Below are 16,792 nucleotides of genomic sequence, written 5' to 3'. Positions count from 1 at the left end.
CTTTTTATTAAGGATGACCGCCCTGCATATTCCTCATCTGACGTTCGATATTCCTTGGCATGCCCGGCATTCCTTTCGGACGCTGATTGCCGGCTCCTGCTTTGTTGAGGTTGAACATGAATGATACCATGAAGTATCTTTTCAACACAACAGAACGAACATCCTCAATGTAGTTGTCGCCCACATTTCTGTTGATGCTCTGATTCTGATTCAGCAGATCGTACACAGAAAATTTCAGTTCTCCGTTTTTCTTCTTGAACACCTGCAATGCAAGGCTGGTATTGAGCAATGGGATGCTTTGGTTGAAGCCATCCGTTCTTCCTGTATTGATGTAATAATCGAAGTCCGTAGAGAAAACCAGACTGTTGAAGAAAGTATAACTCAGGTCTGCAGAATAAGTCTGCGTGTAGTATTTCTGATTCTGCAAAGCAGATCGTTTGCTGGAGTAATTCACTTTGTTGTAAGTGAGGCTGGCATTCAGTCCGAGGATCAGATTGTCTTTGTAACTCAGGTTGATGCCCGCTCCCTGCGTAAGCGCAAGTGTGTTGGTGAAGTTCTTTTCGCTGAACAGCACACTTCCATCGCGGTTGAAAGAGCCGCTGGAATTAAAGCTCAGGTTACTTCCCTTCAGTGATCCTTTCAAAGGAAATCCGAATGTGAGATTGGCCGATGTATTGTAAGATCCGTTCATGTTCACCGGCACAATGTATTGCGCTCCTTTGCCGAGCGAATCTGCTTCGAGCAATCCCGAAGGAACATTGCCGATGCTGTTCACAATTTTATTGCTGGTATTGTTGAACTGCAGATTAGCGCTGACGTATCTGAAATTAGCGGGATTGAAAGAAGAATAGTTCGCCGATATGCTATTGATGAACTCCTGTTTCAATGCAGGATTACCGTTTCGGATCTGCAGACGGTTGCTGAGATCGGGCACATCCTGCAATTGCGTTGCACTTGGCTGATTGGTTCTTCCGCGATAGTTGATGCGCAGGTTCTTTGTTCTGGTGAATCCGAGATTCAGATTGGCTGTTGGTGCAAAGTTCAATGCGTTCTGCGAAACTATCAGGGTTGTATCTCTTCCTTTCAGGTTGCGCTGACTTCTGCTTTCCAGCTCGGAGTATTGCACAGCACCACCGAATTGAAAACTGTTCAGCTTCCATTGCATTCTGAAATTGGCTCCTGCTCTGTGTGCGATGTAGTCGCTCTCGAAGTAGTTGGTGAGCGGCGCATTCACAGAATCGTATAATCCGGATTTTTCATTGAATGCAAATGACTTTGCATCGGAAGTGCTTTTGTTATCCTGATAAGAATAATTCAGTTCAACCAGTTTGTTTGTACCGATCGGTTCGGTGTACGATGCGCTCCACTGATTATTGTTCGATCTTGTTTTCTGATTGCTTTTCAGATCCTGTGGAATGATGCGGTCGAGACTTCCATCTTCATTGAAATACATGAATGGCGCATAGGTTCTGCCGTTGCCATCGCTGCGATTGATGGCGTTGTTCCAGCCGAGCGTTAAGGTACGTCCTGCTTTGTGGAATTTCTTGCGGTACAGCAGGTAGCTGGTGAGACTGAATCCGTCGCGCAGATTGGAATTATCGTTGCGGCCATTGATGTATCTGTATTCTGGAGAAGTTTTTACAGAACGGAAAGTGTTGAATGTGTCCACACTGTTGGTAGTGGAGTGCTGAAAAGTTCCGTTGCTGGTAAGCAGGAGTGAGTTCATCGAGTCGATATAGTACTCCATCCTGAGGTTGATGCGATGGTTCTGGTTTTTGTTATTGGAGAACGCATTCTCTATTTGTCGTTGAAGCGTGTCTTCGAGTTGTGTAGTTCTGATGCTGGATTGTTCGGATCTGGTATCGCCTTGAGAGAAGAAGTAGCTGGCAGTAACATCGAGTTTGGATCCCCATTTATCGATGTAGTTGATACCTGCCGAGGTGTTCTTGGTGATGCCGCTGCTTCCGGCTCCACTGAATCCACCAAATCCGCCACCACCGCGACCTCCACCGCCTCCGCGGCCACCACCGCCACCGCCGAATCCACCACCACCTCCGCCAAATCCGCCGCCGCCCATGCTCATCATGGCTGCACCGCCGGCCATTCCGCCGCCACCGCCGCCCCTGGAACCGAATCCTCCCATTCCTCCAACTACATCATTGAAAGAGAAATTCTGTTTGTTCACGTTGTTCGATCCTCCTACAATGGATATGCGCCGGTCGTTATCGAAACGGTTGAAGCTGAGGCTTCCTTCATATCTTCCATCGGAACCCGCCCCTACGGTGGCTCTTCCGAAATATCCTTTCTTCTTGTCTTTTTTCAGTTTGATGTTGATGGTCTTGGAGCGGCTTCCATCGTCTATTCTGGTGAACTTGGCCTGATCGCTCATATCGTCGAACACCTGTACCGATTCGATCATATCTGCCGTGATATTCTTGGTAGCCATCTTAGGATCGGTACCGAAGAATTCTTTTCCATCCACATATACTTTCTTTACATCTTCGCCCTGTGCTTTTACATTGCCATCTTTATCAACCTGCACCCCGGGTACTTTCTTCAGCAGATCTTCGGCTGTGGCATTGGGTTTTGTTTTGAAAGAATTGGCGCGGAACTCCACTGTATCTTTTTTGATGGAGATGGGCGGTGCCTCTACGATCACTTCATCCAGCAGGGTACTTTTTTTGTCCATGTTGATGGTACGCAAATCGATGTGCGGTGAATCGGGGGTGATACGGAATCCCTTCACAAACGGAACATATCCCTGGTAAGTGATCATGAGGCGATAAGCGCCGGTATCGAGGTCTTTTACTTCGAACTCTCCTTTGTTATTCGACAATACAAATGAAACGAGGGTGGAATCGGACTGATGCAATACCGAAACGGTAGCTTCGGCCATCTGTTCTTTATAGATGGTGTCTGTGAGTTTGCCTTTGATGCTGCCCGAAATGCGTTGGGCCGACGCAGCAGTTGCAATGAGTACAAAAAGAAACAGCAGTAGCGCTTTGTTCATGGCTTTGGGATAATAGAATAGTAATAAGGATTTAGACGGCTGGCCGGCAAACAAACTTGTGCTCGGTTTGTTTGCCGGCCAGCCGGTTATCCGGAAATAGTATTGCTATGATCCTGTTGGTTGGAACAAGTTTAACTGAACAGGTATTCCACATCTTCGCGGCTGAGACTCTTCACAAATCCTTCGTCGTCTGTGATCAGGTCTTTGGCCAGTACTCTTTTCTTATCCTGAAGCTGAAGGATCTTGTCTTCGATGGTATCCTTACAGATCATCCGGTAAGCGAAGATGTTTTTAGTTTGTCCGATACGGTGTGTACGGTCAATGGCCTGTTGCTCAACGGCAGGGTTCCACCATGGGTCAACGATGTATACGTAATCTGCGGCAGTAAGGTTAAGACCCACACCACCTGCTTTGAGAGAGATCAGGAATACGCGGCACTTCTCATCGTTCTGGAATCGCTGAATGGCTTTCTCACGATCGGGCGCTGTGGTGCTTCCGTCGAAGTACTCGAAATCTACATTCAGTTCTCTTAATTTTTCTTTGATCAATCCCAGCATGCCGAGGAATTGCGAGAACACCAGCGCTTTGTGGTTGCTGATGTTTTCGGTGATCTCGCGGCCCAGTTCTTCGAGTTTGATGCTGTGATTGGGGAATTTCTCCTGTTCGTTGAGAATGGCCGGAGAGTCGCAGATCTGGCGCAGCTTCATCAGGCCCTGCAGGATGGTGAGCTGAGAACGCTGAATGCCCTGCGATTCGATGGTACCGAGGATCTTGTCGCGGAAATCGTTCCTGTACGCATCGTAGATATTGCGTTGTTCATCTTCCATTTCGCAATAGAGGATGGTTTCTGTTTTTTCGGGAAGATCTTTCGCTACCTGTTCTTTGGTACGGCGGAGAATGAACGGGAACAACAGTTTGCGAAGATGATCTTTGCGATCGGCTTCACCGAACTTGTCGATAGGAATTGCAAACTCCTGGCGGAAGAACTCGATGCTTCCGAGCATGCCCGGATTCAGGAAGTTCATCTGCGCAAAAATATCGAAAGTGTTATTCTGCAATGGGGTACCGCTAAGGCACAAACGATTTTTCGAATTCAGCAGGCTCGCTGCTTTCGTTACCTTGCTGGCGGGGTTCTTGATAGCCTGGCTTTCATCGAGCACTACATAGTCGAGCGGAAGATCTACCAGCAGTTTGATATCGCTGCGGAGTGTTCCGTATGTGGTGATGATCACTTCTGCTTTAGCCAGTTGCTCTTTGTCGCGCGTGCGCTCGCCGCCATGATGAATATGGTAGGTAAGCTCCGGCGTGAACTTCTTTATCTCATTCTCCCAGTTGAACATCAGGGTGGTGGGGCACACAACCAGTGCACGCAGTTTTCCATGATGCATACGGAAGTAGTAGAGGTACGACAGTGCCTGAATGGTTTTACCGAGACCCATGTCGTCTGCCAGAATACCGCCCCATCCGATCTCGCTCAGGTAATTGAGCCAGTGGAAGCCGTGCTCCTGATACGGACGCAATATCGGTTTCAAGTGTTCCGGTACGGGTATCTCTTTGATCTTATTGAAGCTCTTGAGCGTTTCGTATTTTTCTTCCAGTTTCAGTACCAGCTCTTCTTCGTTTCTGTCTTCGTACAGTTCATCGATCACACTCATGTGGTATTTCGACAACTTCAGCTGGTTCTGCTTGCCTTCGCCTACGCGGAAGAGCAGGGAATATTTCTTGATCCATTCTTCGGGAAGAATACCGAGCGTGCCATCGTTCAGCGTTACGAACTGCTGGCGGTTGGCGAGGGCTTTCTTCACATCGGCAATGGTTACTTTCTGTTCGCCGAAGAGAATGTCTACCCGGGCATCGAACCAATCGGTATTGCTGCTGATATGGATGCGCGTTTGTGGCTTGGCTGTGTTGAAGCGGAAATTCTTCAGTGCATCGTATCCGAATACGGGCACTTTCATATCCTTCATGGCATCAACGAAGAGGAAGAACCAGTTGTTCTTCAGAACATCACTTCCCTTGAGTGCCAGTTGTTGTCCGCCATCGGGGCGAACGAAATTGCTATGGAGTGCTTCCAGTTTTTTGAAGAACTGGAGCTCTTTTTCTTTATCGCGATGAACTACCAACACCTTGTCGCCGTCAGGGATGATGAGTTCATCTTTTCCTCCTGCCTTTGTTTCAAATCCTTTGTAGGAGAAGAGGGGCATGAAGATGAGGTAGTCGCCTTTTTCCTGCAGCACTACACGTTTTTCAGGATCACCGTCTTTCACTTCACTGATCAGCGAAGGATCGAACTCTACATGATACTCCCGCGTGAGCGGCAGCACAAACGAACGGAGCTGCTCAGGCCATTCGGATTTGGAGAAGCTGAGTTTGCCGCCTTTGCTTTGGAAGCGGCTTATGAGGTTCACTATTTCTGATGTATCCCAGAGGAAGAGGTTTTCGTTGTAAAAGAAAACCAGTCCGGTGTTCATCATGTTTTCGGTGATGGGCACATTCTGTCCGTTCAGCCTAACCCATGCTTCTACTTCAAACTGGTTCTTATTGGGAGCCACTTTAAAGTAAGGAACAATGAAATCCGTTACTACACCAACCGTTTGCAGATTGGCTGTTTTGAACGCCTTCTTCTCGTTCAGGTAAAAAACGAAAGGATTGGAGGCGATATCGGTAAAAAGTTTTTTCAGTTTGGGATGCAGGTATTCACTCATGAGCGCCTTGGTCTCTTCGGGCAGCTCATCGCTTTCGTGGTGAATGATATTTTCCCAGATACCGCTGAATGGCGAGTTGCGGTTCAGGTATTTGGTGATCTCGCTATCCTGCATTTTGCGGATGGGGGCGAAGAGTTGTTTATCCTGTTCGTTGAAACTGTCGATGTTCACAAATTTGCTGAGATCGTGCTTCTCTACTTTTCCGGTGAATTCCGTAAAAGATTCATTGGCTTCTCCGCTGATAGCATCGATGGTGAAGCCGGGATAACCTTCGGCAGTGAAGTTGAAAACAATACCCAGCCTTTGTGAAGGCCCGGCTGGTGCGGCTTTGAGTCCTTCTTCGGGAATTTCAACTTCTACCGTTTCGGCTTCGGCCATTACCGGTTTGGCACGCATGCGGGCAGAGTCTTGTGGGCTCACACGTTTGATGCTGGGATCGAGCACCCGCAGAAATGGTTTTCCTTCTTTGTAGGTAAACTCAAATTTGCCTTCGAGGTTATCGGTGAGTGAATATCCGTATGCTTCGAGCAGTTTATTTTTTTCTTTATCCCAGTTGCGGATGGTGTCGAAGTAGTAGGGACCATATGCATTGAGCAGCTGCAAAAACACAATTACTTTGGGAAGGCCGAGCGGATGCGCTTTGTCTTCATAATCGCAGCTGGTATCGAAGTTTCTCTCTTCATTTTTGCGAAGCACCACTTTGTATGCTTTGCCTTCGATGGTTACATTGGCTTTTACCACTTCGTCTTTAGCATATTCGATATCTGCGCGCTGTGTGCGGAGGTATACTTCTGCTTCGGTGTAAGATTCCGGAGAGCAGAGCAGGCGGAGGGTTTTAAGATCGATGAATTTCATCTTCACCACGGTGTGGCGCTGATCGTATTCAACCTCTTCGGTCTTGAGCATGTTCTTGTCGAGCATCTCCTGCAGCATGATGAGTGCAGCAGCTTCGTGCCGGCAGATATCGCCCAGGTTGTATGGACAGGCGCAACGAACGGAGAGATTCCTTGGGTCTTTGAACTTCTGGATGCTCACTTTATAGTAGGTTGCGTAGCTATCGTCCTTTACACGGAAGACAACGGAGTCGAGAAGCTCGTCGTAATCCACCAACTCTACATAACCAATGGCGTGGATCTTCTTTCCTCTACGGATCACTTCATCAGTTCCATTGGTATACACGTACTTAATGAGATGTGGTAGTGCCATGCTGATCTTTAATTGTTATTCCTCCCCCTTCCTCTTTGAAAAGGGCAATCTGCAAAAGTAAAGGAAAAAACACGAGCTTATAAAGGCAAAAAGCAAATCTTAATGGAAATTCAACATCCGGGGTTTACAATCAGCGAGTTGCGCAAATAGTGGGCATATCCGCAGTTTTGCGGTTATCCGTGCTGGAGATTGGTTTACCAAAGCAGGAATTTATTGCGCCGGATGATTGGTATAGGGTTTGACAATTATACCTTTGCATCGATTCCTACTATTAAAGATAAATTACTACTGTATGCTAACCCGCGCATTGAGTGTAGCTTCCCTGTTGCTTATCGTTTCTCAAGGTACAAATGCACAACGCCTCAAAAAGGCAGATAAGGCTGTTATTGCCAATCTGGAGGCACATATTTCTTACCTCGCAGACGACAAGCTCGAAGGCCGCCGTGCCGGAACCAATGGCGAAAAACTCGCAAGCGAGTACATCAGCAAACAGTTTGAACTGGCTGGCCTCAACCCGAAGGGCAGCGATAAATGGCTTCAACCTTTTGAGATCAACGAAGGCCGTCAGGTAAATCCTTCCACGCTTTTTATTATCAATGATCATGATCTGAAACTGAATACAGATTTCTTTCCGCTGGCATTCAGTCCCAATACCAGTGTAGATGCTGCTGTTACCATGGCGCTTGCAGAGAAAGATGTTCCCTGGTTTCTCGATCTGAAGAATATGCTGGAGGATAACAAAGAGAATCCGCATTTCGATATCGAGGCAGCCATCAAAGAAAAAGCCATCAAGATGGCTTCGAAAGGAGCCACCGCACTGGTTCTCTACAATACCAGTTCTATCAAAGACAATCTGAAGTTCAATGGCAAAGACCGTGTAGCTGCTGCGCCCATTCCCGTGGTTTACCTCACGCCCAAAGCCATGAAAGATCACCTGAAAGACGAATCAGCTTCTTATGATATCAAGATCCGTGTAGACATTGGCAACAAAACCAGAACCGGACATAACGTAATCGGTTACCTCGATAACGGCGCTCCGCAAACTATTGTGCTGGGAGCACACTTCGATCACCTCGGATATGGCGAAGACGGCAACTCCATGGTGCCGAATGTGAAGAATCAGATCCATAACGGCGCTGATGACAATGCCAGTGGTACGGCAGCACTTATCGAACTCGCGCGCCTCATCAAAGCCTCGAAGAACAAGAACAACAACTATCTCTTCATTGCATTCTCAGCCGAAGAACTGGGATTGAACGGCTCTAAATATTTTACGCAGAACCCTACCATCGATCTCAAAACGGTGAATTATATGATCAATATGGATATGGTAGGCCGCCTCAACGACAGCAGCAAAGTATTGACAGTAGGGGGTTACGGAACATCACCCGTGTGGGGCGAGCTCTTCAGCGGCTTCACCAGCAAAACCACTCCGCTCACTTTCAAATTCGACAGCAGCGGTACCGGCCCAAGCGATCATACTTCTTTCTACAGAATGGATATTCCTGTGTTGTTCTTCTTTACCGGATTGCACACAGACTACCACAAACCATCCGACGATTTCAACAAGATCAACTATACCGGCGAATTCTATGTGATAAAGCTCATCGAGAATCTGGTAACGGCCAGCAATCTCAAAGGCAGACTCGCATTCACCAAAACCCGCGAAACGCAGACCACTACTTCCGCCCGCTTCAGTGTAACCCTCGGCATTATGCCGGATTACAGCTTCAGCGGATCGGGTGTACGTGTGGATGGCGTGAGCGATAACAGGCCCGCCCAGAAAGCAGGTCTCAAAGCCGGCGATGTAATCACACAACTTGGCGCGCATTCCATTTCATCGGTGGAAGGTTATATGCAGGCGCTCTCCAAATTCAAAAAAGGAGAGAGCACCACTGTGAAATTCAATCGCGGCAAAGAAAGCCTTGAAGCCAGCGTACAGTTTTAGTTACAACTTCACACATGAAACTCAAACTCGATTTCGACGATCTGGCGGATGATTTTTTCGACAATACCCGGCTGCTGGGTATCGTAGCTTCCGTAAAGAACTACCAGTTCTGCTGGCAGCTCAATAACCTGCTGCGATATGATTTTCGTATCAATAATGATATCGAAATACAGCTGTACAAGAAACAGCGCCAGTATTATTTCTCTATCTTCGAATACAGGGAGCCGACCGCCAGCCTGGTGCATTACCTCTATCACAATCAGTTCGATGGCGAATACCTGTTGCCTGAGTTCAAACACCTCGATTTTCTCTGGTTGCTGAAGGGCGATATCGTGGCAGAAGATTTTATGCAGCAACTGGTACAGAGCATCCGTTCCATTACCGCTGTTCAGCTTGTTACCGAGTTGACCAACGAAAAGATCAAGAACAGGGGGCATCTTATTTTCTAGCACTCAAAATTCTCTTTATGTGGCAGGAAAAGAATAATCAGTTGTACCGGAAGTTCGAATTCCGGAACTTCTCCGAAGCATTTGCTTTTATGACGCGTGTAGCCATCGAAGCTGAAAAATTGGATCACCACCCACTCTGGAGCAACGTGTACAGCAAAGTAGAGATCTGGCTCTCCACGCACGATGCGGGGAATATCATCACCGAAAAAGACAAAAAGCTGGCGCAGAAGATCGATGCTATCTTCGCAGACACGGGTGCCGGATCCGGCAAAAGCCAGACAGGCAACTGATCTGCCTGCTCAGCCCAGCTGTTCAACCAACTTTTCACGGTTTGTTTATCAATTAAAACGCCGTTAAATCATCCTGCCCCTTTGCCTGCTTAACAGGCAGCTGCACAATTATTGCGTATCTTAATCATCAACCGATACACGATGAAATACACTATTTACACAGGTTTGCTGGCTTTGCTCTTTGCAGCATGCAATAACAGTTCCGATAAAAAAGCAGAAGACAACGATACTGATACCGACAGCATAGTGGTGGTTGGTCCGGATACCACACTTACGTCTGAAACCATTCAGAAATTTCATACGGCAGGGTTCACCGATTATGTGAAAACCCGCATCCCTTCGTTCGACTGGAGCAAATTCAAATACAAGAGCAGCTATGAAGAAGACAGCACGCTCACCAGTGAATTCTCTCCTCCTAAAAGCTATTACGCCAATTACGGAAGTTTTCTCAAGTATTCGCCGGACAGCACGAGGTTCATCGATCTCGACAGCTACAATATCGATATCGTAAAAGATGGCAGGGGCCGCTTCATCGGCACTGCCGGCGGGCCGGATACAGAAGTAAGTCTCATCAATCCGAAAACCGGCAAAAAAGAGCGACTGCTTTTTATGGGGCCCGGAGGTACTGTGGAAGATGCATTCTGGCTTAGCAACAACGAACTCGCCATTGTAGGAACGCAGGAGAATGAGGAAGATGCAGGGAAAAAAGTAACCGTCTGGAAAATCAATCTCACCGACAAGATGTACGATCTCTACGAACTCGATGATCTGGATGCCGCTCAAAAGCTCGCAGGCACCTGGCGGAAAGAGCGCCTGAAAGGAGTAACCCTGAAGTAACCGTAATATTCTACCCCGATTCTCTACTAATCTATAAACACTAATCGATGCTATTAACCACCACCAACACCGTAGAGGGGCAACCCATTCAACATTACCTCGGCGTAATCAGCGCCGAAGTGATTATCGGAGCCAATATCTTCAAAGACATATTCGCAGGCCTGCGCGATATCGTAGGTGGCCGTAGCGGCACATACGAGCGGGTGATTGCTGAGGCTAAACAAAATGCGATGGCAGAGCTGCAGCAAAAGGCGCAGGCGCTCGGAGCAAATGCAGTAGTTGGCATCGATCTCGATTTTGAAACCGTAGGCGGCAAAGGCAGTATGCTGATGGTAGTAGCCACCGGTACAGCGGTAAAGATCTAAGCAGAAAAGTAACGATAAAAAGAAAGAGGGCGACTCAGGTAATTGAGCCGCCCTCTTATATTTTAGCAGGTTTGTTATCCTGTTATTATCCATTCATGCTCGCAAGGAACTCCTGATTGTCTTTGGTTCCACGCATTCTTCTGAGCAGTTCGTGCATCGCTTCTTCGGTATTCATATCGGTGAGGTATACACGAAGCAGGTTCATGCGCTGCAATACTTCTTTTTCGAGCAGCAGATCGTCGCGGCGGGTAGAAGAAGCAACGAGATCGATTGCAGGGAAGATGCGGCGGTTAGCCAGGCGACGATCGAGCTGAAGCTCCATGTTGCCGGTACCTTTGAACTCTTCGAAGATCACCTCATCCATTTTGGAGCCGGTGTCGATCAGTGCAGTAGCGAGAATAGTAAGTGATCCGCCATTTTCGATCTTACGGGCAGCACCGAAGAATTGTTTCGGTTTCTGCATGGCGTTAGCTTCCACACCACCTGAGAGAACCTTACCTGAGGCAGGCGCTACGGTGTTGTGTGCGCGGGCCAGACGTGTGATGGAATCCAGCAGGATGATCACATCGTGACCACACTCAACAAGTCTTTTGGCTTTCTGCAGTGCGATGGTAGAAACCTTCACGTGCTTTTCAGCTGGCTCATCGAAGGTAGAAGCGATTACTTCAGCTTTTACGCTGCGCTCCATATCGGTAACCTCCTCAGGGCGCTCATCTACCAGTACCACCATCAGGTAACATTCCGGATGGTTCATAGCGATAGCATTCGCTACTTCTTTCAGCAGAACGGTTTTACCGGTCTTTGGTTGCGCCACAATCAATCCACGCTGACCTTTACCGATCGGCGCGAAGAGATCCATGATACGCGTGCTGTAGCTGGTAGGAGTAGTGAAGAGATTCAGCTTCTCGTAAGGGAAAAGCGGAGTGAGGTAATCGAAAGGAACACGGTCGCGCACATCTTCCGGCTGCTTGCCGTTGATGGTTTCAACTTTCAGCAGTGCGAAATATTTTTCACCTTCTTTTGGAGGACGAACGGCTCCGTACACAGTATCCCCGGTTTTGAGACCGAAAAGTTTGATCTGGGAAGGAGACACATAAATATCGTCGGGAGAAGAGAGGTAGTTGTAATCTGAAGAACGGAGAAAACCATATCCATCGGGCATCATTTCGAGAACGCCTTCGCCGAGGATCACACCATCGAACTCAATGTTGAAGGCTGTTTCGCGGCGGTTCTGATAAGGTCTTTGCTGATGATCTGCATTGCCATTTCCCTGCTGTGGCTGTGCTTCTGTAACCTCGGCAGGTTGCGGGATCTCTGCTACATCATCTTCATGAATATCTGGTTGGTTAGATTCGATATCGAGTGGTTGAGCATCTTCTACCGGCTCTGCTTCCTTTTTGCCACGTGTTTTTTTGGCGACAGGTGCAGGAGCCGCTGCGGGAGCTGCTGCTTTTTCAGCTACAGCTTTCTTCTTTGCTACAGGCTCTTTTCTTGGAGTTTCTTTTGCTTCTTTTTTCTTGTCGTCGCCACCGCTCATTACTTCTGCTTCTTCAGTTGTATTTCCAGTGGTTGCTTTGATAACACGTTTGCGTTTGCCTTTGTCTTCTGCAGCGTTGTTGCCTTTGTTGGCACTGGCCAGGACGGCCTGTTTGTCGAGGATCTTGTAGATCAGTTCTTGCTTGTCGAGCTTTTTAGCGTTGGAGATTTTATACTGCTCTGCTATATCCAGCAGCTCAGGAACGAGCATGTCGTTCAGTTGCAGAATGTCATACATAAAAGTCTTGATGAGTGTTTAACACTTGATTAGAAAACCAATCTTTGTGTGTTGAAAAAACGATTTGAAATGAGTTACTTTTTTGAACGGAATCAGAAAAACTGACGAGCTTTGAGAGAATTCGGGGGGACTTATCAGTCTTATTCCGGCACAATAATACGTCAAATTTGCAAAAAGCAAAAATTTTTCAATGCCTGCAAAGGCTTCGGTCCGCGGGCAATTTTCACCGTCCATCGCGGCTTTCAGCCGCTCTGAAACCCTGACAATCCGGGCTTTACCGTGCTCTTTTGCGGGTACAGGTTTACCCTTACCTGTTAGTATCACGCCCTGGTTTCCTCCCTTCATTTACAGATTCATTAACAGCCCGCTGCAATGCAGTGCAACTTGCGAAACGCTGGTGTATTGCGGCTTTCCCGATTGTTCTTCAGATATTGATTGTACCATTTTCTGTTGCCTGCCGCGCTGAATTACAGTTCGACACAAAAGCTTTCGCTCTCAGCCTTCAGCTTATTCACTTTTCGTCGAAAGCGGGCCGAATCCGTTGTTGCAGCCAATTGCCGATGCTGAAAATATTGCTATTCGTCAACCTACACCACTGCAGTGGTTTTGTAGTAAAGCGTTTGAGTGGGATAGGCAAAGTTGATCTTCGACTCTTTGAACCTGGAGAGAATATCCAGCAGTACCGCCTGCCGTACATCCATGTATTCGCTGTAATCGTTGGTCTGGATAAGATAAACAATTTCAAAGTTGATGCTGGAGTCTGCAAGCGCAGACATATGTGCACGATCGAACTTTGTTTTGGGCTTGCTCTCTACAATCTGCTTCACCATCGCCGGCACTTCTCTGAGCATTTCCACTGGTGTGTCGTAGGTGATACCGAGCTTCATCACTTCCCTGCGCTGCTGCAGACTTTTGAAGTTCGCAAGGCTTTGCTTGGTAAGGTCCGAGTTGGTGATCACCAGCTGTTCTCCGGACAAACTTCTGATGCGCGTGGTTTTGATGCCGATGTATTCGATGTTCCCCGATTTGTCTCCCATCACTACATAGTCTCCGATCTCGAATGGTTTGTCGAAGAAGATCACGAAATAGCCGAAAAGGTCGCCCAGTATGGTTTGCGCTGCCAGTGCAATGGCGATGCCACCCACGCCCAAACCGGCAATCATGGTGGTAACGTTGTAACCGAGATTATCGATGAGGAAGATGATGCCGAGTACCCACACAATCACTTTCAGCACCAGCAATGCGCCACGCATCTGTTTCATGCGATGCTCCGATTCGTTGCGTTTGCGCATGATGCCGGAGAGCATCAGCGAGAGCACGTGATTAACAATGCGGATAAAGAAATACATGGATACAACGGCCATGGCTACGTGAAGAACACGTTCCCATTTTGGCGTCCATGTCAATTGCTGTAGTATCTGATAGTTTACGAAAATATAGATCCAGGGCAGTACAAATTTCTGTATGCTGCTTAATGCGATATCATCGTAACGGCTTTCTGTTTTGGAGGTCCATTGCAGTATTTTCTTCAGCAGTTTTCCCCTGATGAGACGAATAATTATCCAGGCGAGCAATATGCTGCCGGCTGCAATGGTATACGAAAGGATGCTGTTGCCCCAGAACTGGTACTTCCAGAATGAATCCATAAACGCGGGTTTTTACAGGTATTACGAAATAACGGTTGAGGCAGGGGGGATGCTGCAAACTTACGCAAATGAGCGGCCAATCTGGCTTTTGCAGCAAATTGCGGACCATTAAAATCGTTTAACCCGAAGAAACCTCCTTACCAGCTGTGTATTGTGAGCTTGCCGTTGGCGTAAAAGGGAAGGATATTCGCACCATCAGGTGTGAGGCAGTAACGGATATCTTTTTCGAGTCCGAATCCGGTGAGGCGCTGATAATGCGAAGCATTCTGTGCCTTCATGAATTCATAGAGATCGCTCTTAGCTGCGGAATACAATGTGGATGCGAGTTTGGAAGAATCGCAGTTGATGGAGAAGTGCTCGCTGATGCGATCGATCACTGCACCGGCAAAGAGTGTGTCTTCGAGATTCACTTTGTCTTTCCATGCCGCACAACCGAGAATCACATTCTTCTTTGCTGCAACGAGATAATCGCAAACTGCCGAGAGGTTGGGAAATGATCCTGTAACGATCTCACCTGCACCGCGCTCCAGCGCCATATGCAGCAGCTTGGTGCCATTGGTGGTGGTGAGCACAAGGGTTTTGCCTTTAACGAACGATTCAGGATATTCGAAAGGCGAGTTGCCGTATTGCAGTCCCTCTGCAATTTGTCCGTCCCGCTCACCTGCGGTGATGGAATCGATATTCTTTCCCAGCTCGATGCATCTTGCTACGCTGTCTACGGGAATAACGCTGCGCGCGCCGTTGAACAGAGCAGTAGCGATGGTGCTGGTGGCACGCAATACATCGATAATTACTACTACAGTATTGTTGAGATCGTATAAATGTAAAAGCGCCGGAGAAAGAGAAGTGTATAATGAGGGTTTTGCTTGAGACATGCCTGTGGCTGAGATTTGATTAGATAACCTGAAATTCGCTGCAATTTTACACGTTACTGTTCATTAGAACAAATTTCCATTTGTCGGTCTCCGCGCACTGGCGGAGAAATTCATTGCGCTGCGCCAGCAGTTTTGCGAAATATTTGCTGAGAAACAGTTTGTTGAGTGCCGATCCTATAAATCCGTAGGGGCTTTCGAATTGGAACACATCGATCATCAGTGTGCCGTTATCGATCTGCTTGAAATGGTGTTCGTGCTTCATGCTCCTGAGGTCGCCTTTGACCATTTCGTCGGTGAAAGTTAAGGGGCGGCTCATGGCGGAGATGGTTACTTTCATGTACCTGGTCTTCATCAGATGTTTTGCTTTCCAGGTAACAGTGTCGTTGAGATCGAGCAGACCGGAGGTGGTTCCGGCAACGGCTTCTTCGCCGGTATGGCTCATCGATTTCCGGTGAAGTTCAATACTGCGGCTCAGGTCGAACACACGTTCTACCGGAGCCGCAATAAATGTTGTGAGATGAATAGTGGGCATAGGTGATTGATTGCTGCGGTGATCGGGTGGATACAGCTGCAATAAATGCGCCAAGCCTTCTTATGCAAACGGGAACTTCACAATTTTCGCTTGCAGGAGTTTATCTCTTACTTTGATGTAAATGATATTGTCCAGCGTAGCGAGCGCTGTTTGTACATAACCGATGCCAATGGCTTTGCCGAGGCTTGGGCTCTGTGTTCCTGAGGTTACTCTTCCGATAACGTTTCCGTCTTTGTCTGCGATTTCGTAATCGTGACGGGGAATACCTCTGTCGATCATTTCAAAACCAACCAGCTTGAGGGCTACACCATCAGCTTTTTGTTTTTCGAAGATCGCGCGCGAAGGGAAGTCTTTGGTGAATTTGGTGATCCATCCGAGACCAGCTTCGAGCGGAGAGGTATTGTCGTCGATATCATTTCCGTAAAGGCAGAATCCCATTTCGAGGCGAAGGGTGTCGCGTGCACCGAGGCCGATTGGCTTCAGGCCCTGTGGTCCGCCAACTTCGAAGATGGCATCCCATATTTTATCGGCATTGCCGTCTTTGTCTTCAAAGTAGATCTCCACACCACCTGCACCGGTATAACCTGTTGCACTCACGAGTACATTGTCTACTCCGGCGAACTTGCCTTTGGCAAATGTGTAGTACTTGAGGTTGAGAATGTCCATGTCTGTGAGAGCCTGCAGCATTTTGGTTGCGTTTGGTCCCTGAATGGCAAGCAGACAGGTTTTGTCGCTCACATTGTGCATTTCAACGCCCTTTGTGTTGAAGCTGGAAATGCGGTTCCAGTCTTTCTCGATGTTACTGGCGTTCACCACCAGCATGTAGGTTTTGTTCTCTTCGATGCAGTAAACCAGCAGATCGTCCACCAGTCCGCCATTGTCGTTGGGAAGTGAGCTGTACTGTGCTTTTCCGTCGGTCAGCTTGCTGGCATCATTGGTAGTAACACGCTGGATCAGGTCCAGGGCATTTTCTCCTTTCAGAATGAACTCGCCCATATGGCTTACATCAAAAACACCGGCGTTGTTGCGCACAGCGGCATGTTCATCGTTGATTCCCGTATAAGAGATCGGCATGTTGTAACCCGCGAACTCAGCCATCTTAGCACCCAGCGCAATGTGCTTGTTCGTAAAAGGAGTATTCTTCATATAGCGATT

General features: G+C 47.8%; 12 protein-coding genes. 5 read left to right on the top strand and 7 right to left on the bottom strand.

Annotation, left to right across the window (positions count from 1 at the left end):
• Positions 1 to 7: 7 nt before the first annotated feature.
• Both HHL16_RS04145 and HHL16_RS04140 read right to left on the bottom strand, forming a co-directional pair.
• Positions 8 to 3,010, bottom strand: a complete 3,003-nt coding sequence (locus HHL16_RS04145) for an outer membrane beta-barrel protein (RefSeq protein WP_169423873.1) — start codon at positions 3,008 to 3,010, stop codon at positions 8 to 10.
• A gap of 131 nt (positions 3,011 to 3,141) precedes the next feature.
• Complete coding sequence (locus HHL16_RS04140; protein ID WP_169423872.1) at positions 3,142 to 6,921, bottom strand: DEAD/DEAH box helicase; 3,780 nt, start codon at positions 6,919 to 6,921, stop codon at positions 3,142 to 3,144.
• Positions 6,922 to 7,213: 292 nt separating this feature from the next.
• Here HHL16_RS04140 and HHL16_RS04135 point away from each other — a divergent pair, with 292 nt between their 5' ends.
• The 5 genes from HHL16_RS04135 to HHL16_RS04115 all read left to right on the top strand — a co-directional run bounded on the left by HHL16_RS04135 (position 7,214) and on the right by HHL16_RS04115 (position 10,810).
• Positions 7,214 to 8,869, top strand: coding sequence for a M20/M25/M40 family metallo-hydrolase (locus HHL16_RS04135; protein WP_169423871.1), 1,656 nt, complete (start codon positions 7,214 to 7,216; stop codon positions 8,867 to 8,869).
• A gap of 14 nt (positions 8,870 to 8,883) precedes the next feature.
• Positions 8,884 to 9,318: an IPExxxVDY family protein gene (locus tag HHL16_RS04130; RefSeq protein WP_169423870.1), complete on the top strand. Its 435-nt coding sequence runs from the start codon at positions 8,884 to 8,886 to the stop codon at positions 9,316 to 9,318.
• 17 nt (positions 9,319 to 9,335) lie between these two features.
• Positions 9,336 to 9,608, top strand: a complete 273-nt coding sequence (locus tag HHL16_RS04125; RefSeq protein WP_169423869.1) for a 4a-hydroxytetrahydrobiopterin dehydratase — start codon at positions 9,336 to 9,338, stop codon at positions 9,606 to 9,608.
• A gap of 141 nt (positions 9,609 to 9,749) precedes the next feature.
• Entirely contained in the window at positions 9,750 to 10,445 is a 696-nt protein-coding gene (locus tag HHL16_RS04120; protein WP_169423868.1) for a hypothetical protein, read from the top strand.
• Positions 10,446 to 10,492: 47 nt separating this feature from the next.
• Positions 10,493 to 10,810 carry a heavy metal-binding domain-containing protein gene (locus HHL16_RS04115; protein ID WP_169423867.1) on the top strand — a complete coding sequence of 106 codons (318 nt, stop codon included), beginning with the start codon at positions 10,493 to 10,495 and terminating at the stop codon, positions 10,808 to 10,810.
• 85 nt (positions 10,811 to 10,895) lie between these two features.
• On the opposite strand, the gene rho is transcribed toward HHL16_RS04115, so the two are convergent.
• The 5 genes from rho to gcvT all read right to left on the bottom strand — a co-directional run bounded on the left by rho (position 10,896) and on the right by gcvT (position 16,783).
• The gene (rho, locus tag HHL16_RS04110) at positions 10,896 to 12,584 is read right to left on the bottom strand and encodes a transcription termination factor Rho (protein WP_169423866.1); all 1,689 of its coding nucleotides are present in this window, start codon (positions 12,582 to 12,584) and stop codon (positions 10,896 to 10,898) included.
• Positions 12,585 to 13,171: 587 nt separating this feature from the next.
• Entirely contained in the window at positions 13,172 to 14,230 is a 1,059-nt protein-coding gene (locus HHL16_RS04105; RefSeq protein WP_169423865.1) for a mechanosensitive ion channel family protein, read from the bottom strand.
• 137 nt (positions 14,231 to 14,367) lie between these two features.
• Complete coding sequence (locus tag HHL16_RS04100) at positions 14,368 to 15,105, bottom strand: 2-phosphosulfolactate phosphatase (protein WP_169423864.1); 738 nt, start codon at positions 15,103 to 15,105, stop codon at positions 14,368 to 14,370.
• A gap of 46 nt (positions 15,106 to 15,151) precedes the next feature.
• Positions 15,152 to 15,637: an SRPBCC family protein gene (locus HHL16_RS04095; protein ID WP_169423863.1), complete on the bottom strand. Its 486-nt coding sequence runs from the start codon at positions 15,635 to 15,637 to the stop codon at positions 15,152 to 15,154.
• A 60-nt stretch (positions 15,638 to 15,697) separates the two neighbouring features.
• Complete coding sequence (gcvT, locus tag HHL16_RS04090; RefSeq protein WP_169423862.1) at positions 15,698 to 16,783, bottom strand: glycine cleavage system aminomethyltransferase GcvT; 1,086 nt, start codon at positions 16,781 to 16,783, stop codon at positions 15,698 to 15,700.
• Positions 16,784 to 16,792 lie beyond the last annotated feature (9 nt).

Origin of the sequence: Pseudoflavitalea sp. G-6-1-2 (assembly GCF_012927185.1) — a bacterium.
GTDB lineage: Bacteria > Bacteroidota > Bacteroidia > Chitinophagales > Chitinophagaceae > Pseudobacter.
This window is presented reverse-complemented; position numbering and strand designations above follow the sequence as displayed.

What these genes read in the sequence shown, in the direction of transcription:
- HHL16_RS04145 (WP_169423873.1), bottom strand. Translation starts at nt 3,010, where the DNA reads ATGAACAAAGCGCTACTGCTGTTTCTTTTTGTACTCATTGCAACTGCT.
- HHL16_RS04140 (WP_169423872.1), bottom strand. Translation starts at nt 6,921, where the DNA reads ATGGCACTACCACATCTCATTAAGTACGTGTATACCAATGGAACTGAT.
- HHL16_RS04135 (WP_169423871.1), top strand. Translation starts at nt 7,214, where the DNA reads ATGCTAACCCGCGCATTGAGTGTAGCTTCCCTGTTGCTTATCGTTTCT.
- HHL16_RS04130 (WP_169423870.1), top strand. Translation starts at nt 8,884, where the DNA reads ATGAAACTCAAACTCGATTTCGACGATCTGGCGGATGATTTTTTCGAC.
- HHL16_RS04125 (WP_169423869.1), top strand. Translation starts at nt 9,336, where the DNA reads ATGTGGCAGGAAAAGAATAATCAGTTGTACCGGAAGTTCGAATTCCGG.
- HHL16_RS04120 (WP_169423868.1), top strand. Translation starts at nt 9,750, where the DNA reads ATGAAATACACTATTTACACAGGTTTGCTGGCTTTGCTCTTTGCAGCA.
- HHL16_RS04115 (WP_169423867.1), top strand. Translation starts at nt 10,493, where the DNA reads ATGCTATTAACCACCACCAACACCGTAGAGGGGCAACCCATTCAACAT.
- rho (WP_169423866.1), bottom strand. Translation starts at nt 12,584, where the DNA reads ATGTATGACATTCTGCAACTGAACGACATGCTCGTTCCTGAGCTGCTG.
- HHL16_RS04105 (WP_169423865.1), bottom strand. Translation starts at nt 14,230, where the DNA reads ATGGATTCATTCTGGAAGTACCAGTTCTGGGGCAACAGCATCCTTTCG.
- HHL16_RS04100 (WP_169423864.1), bottom strand. Translation starts at nt 15,105, where the DNA reads ATGTCTCAAGCAAAACCCTCATTATACACTTCTCTTTCTCCGGCGCTT.
- HHL16_RS04095 (WP_169423863.1), bottom strand. Translation starts at nt 15,637, where the DNA reads ATGCCCACTATTCATCTCACAACATTTATTGCGGCTCCGGTAGAACGT.
- gcvT (WP_169423862.1), bottom strand. Translation starts at nt 16,783, where the DNA reads ATGAAGAATACTCCTTTTACGAACAAGCACATTGCGCTGGGTGCTAAG.